Below are 2,044 nucleotides of genomic sequence, written 5' to 3'. Positions count from 1 at the left end.
GCCCAAATCGCTGGCGTTGATACTGGTTCAATAACCGAAAACAGCGCGGGTGTCGACATGTCACCCGACTATGCTCACTCAGGCATCGCCACACTTGGCAATACAACACTCTATGCTGATGGCAAGCTGACCATCACAGACCCCGATGTAGGCGAGTCAGGATTTGAACGCCAAGGCAGCAATGGTTACGACTATCACGGCACCTATGGCGATCTAATCTTACTCACCGATGGCACCTGGCATTACCATGCCGATGCTGGGCATCTATCAGGTATAGGTGCTAGACCCACAACGCGTGGCACTGCAATTGACCAACTTGGTGAAGGGCAAAGCTTAACCGATACGATTACAGTCCATTCAAAAGATGGTACAACACACGATATTGTCATCACCATTCACGGCAGTAACGACAGACCTTACTGTTCATCTGAAGTGGTGCTTGCAAATGGCAGTGAAGATACACGCCAAACCTTAACCACCGCGCAACTATTAGCGAATACCGTCGATGTGGATGCCAATGACGCCGGTAAACTAACCATTGAAAACCTGCATGCTGACCATGGCTCTATTCTAAACAATGCCGATGGTACGTTTACGTTTACCCCAGAGAAAGACTATAACGGCGATGTACACTTCAGCTATGACGTTAAGGATGCACACAGTGGTGTGACCCACACCGGCGCAACCACCAACTTAGCTGCGGTTAACGACAACCCTGATGTGACGCCTTTAACAGACAGTGTCAGTGAGGGGGCCGATAATCATCACACCCTCAATCTGCTAGTAGGTGCCACAGATAAAGACGGCGACGCTTTAACTATCAGTCACCTTGAATATGCCATCGATGGTCAACCTCAGTCGGGCCAACTTCCAACGGGCATTACCTTAGATGCTGATGGGCATACGTTAATTGTTGATGCCACTGATCCCGCATTTAATCATTTGGCCAATGGTCAGTCGCAACAAATCGCTATCACTTATCAAGTAGAAGATGGCCATGGTGGAAGTACGCAACAAACCGCCACGCTTACGATTGCCGGGACAGATGATAAAGCCACACTGGTTTCTAATGTCATTCAGCTCACTGAAACACAAGCGCTGGATAGCGAATTTAAATCCTATAGAGGCCAGCTTCAGCTGATTGACCCTGATAGTGGCGATAACACTCAGTTTGTTTTTAGCGGTAAATATTTAGGTCAAGGGTTTGCACCTGGTTACCTTGATGTTTGGCCTAATGGCACTTATCAATTCAGATTAAATACAGGTACCAATCATCATCCGGACGATCTAATCAGTAGCCTACATGCTGGCGAGTCGATGGAGCTCCCCTACGAAGTCGAAACCACTGATGGTCAGAAGCTCACCATTATGGTGAAAGTGACCGGTGAAGATAACCAAGCAAAAATTGCAGTGACGCCCTACTCCAGCCTAAATAATCATGTTTACGAAGATCATACTTCCTTTGGCAATACCACCAATCAGCTCAGCAGTGGTGGCACGTTACAGGTCATTGACCCGGATCACGACCAAGCCGGTTTTATCGCACAAACCATCACCACCACCGAAGGTGGTCAGTTCAATATCAACGCACAAGGCCATTGGTCATACAACATTGACAATGATAAAGTCCAACATTTAGGCGCAGGGGAAAGCTTCCAGCAAACCTTTACCGTTGAATCTATCGATGGCAGTGCTAAAAAAGATATCACAGTGACCGTTCATGGCACCAATGATGCGCCAGTTGCGTCAGCTGAAGTACGTTTAGCGAATGGCTTGGAAGATACCCAGATAGTCCTCACCCCTGCACAGCTACTGGCCAATTCTAGCGATGTTGACGACAACGACATTGGCAAATTATCCATTGAAAACCTACAGGCTGACCACGGTGCTATTGCCTTCAATACCGATGGCACGTTTACTTTTACCCCAGAGAAAGACTATAACGGCGATGTGCACTTTAGCTATGACGTCAAAGATGCCCACGGTGGTGTGACCCACACTGGCGCATCAACGACGCTCTCGGCGGTTGGCGATGCTGCCCAAA

At 48.2% G+C, this 2,044-nt stretch carries 1 protein-coding gene; it reads left to right on the top strand.

The features are described 5' to 3' along the window. Window positions 1-2,044: VCBS domain-containing protein (locus AB4323_RS23910; protein WP_372153499.1), on the top strand; the 2,044-nt coding region annotated here is incomplete at both ends.

It is taken from the genome of Vibrio sp. 10N.261.52.C11 (genome assembly GCF_041471405.1).
GTDB classification, from domain to species: Bacteria; Pseudomonadota; Gammaproteobacteria; order Enterobacterales; family Vibrionaceae; genus Vibrio; species Vibrio crassostreae_C.
Note: the sequence above shows the minus strand (reverse complement) of the source record. Positions and strands in the feature narration are given on the sequence as shown.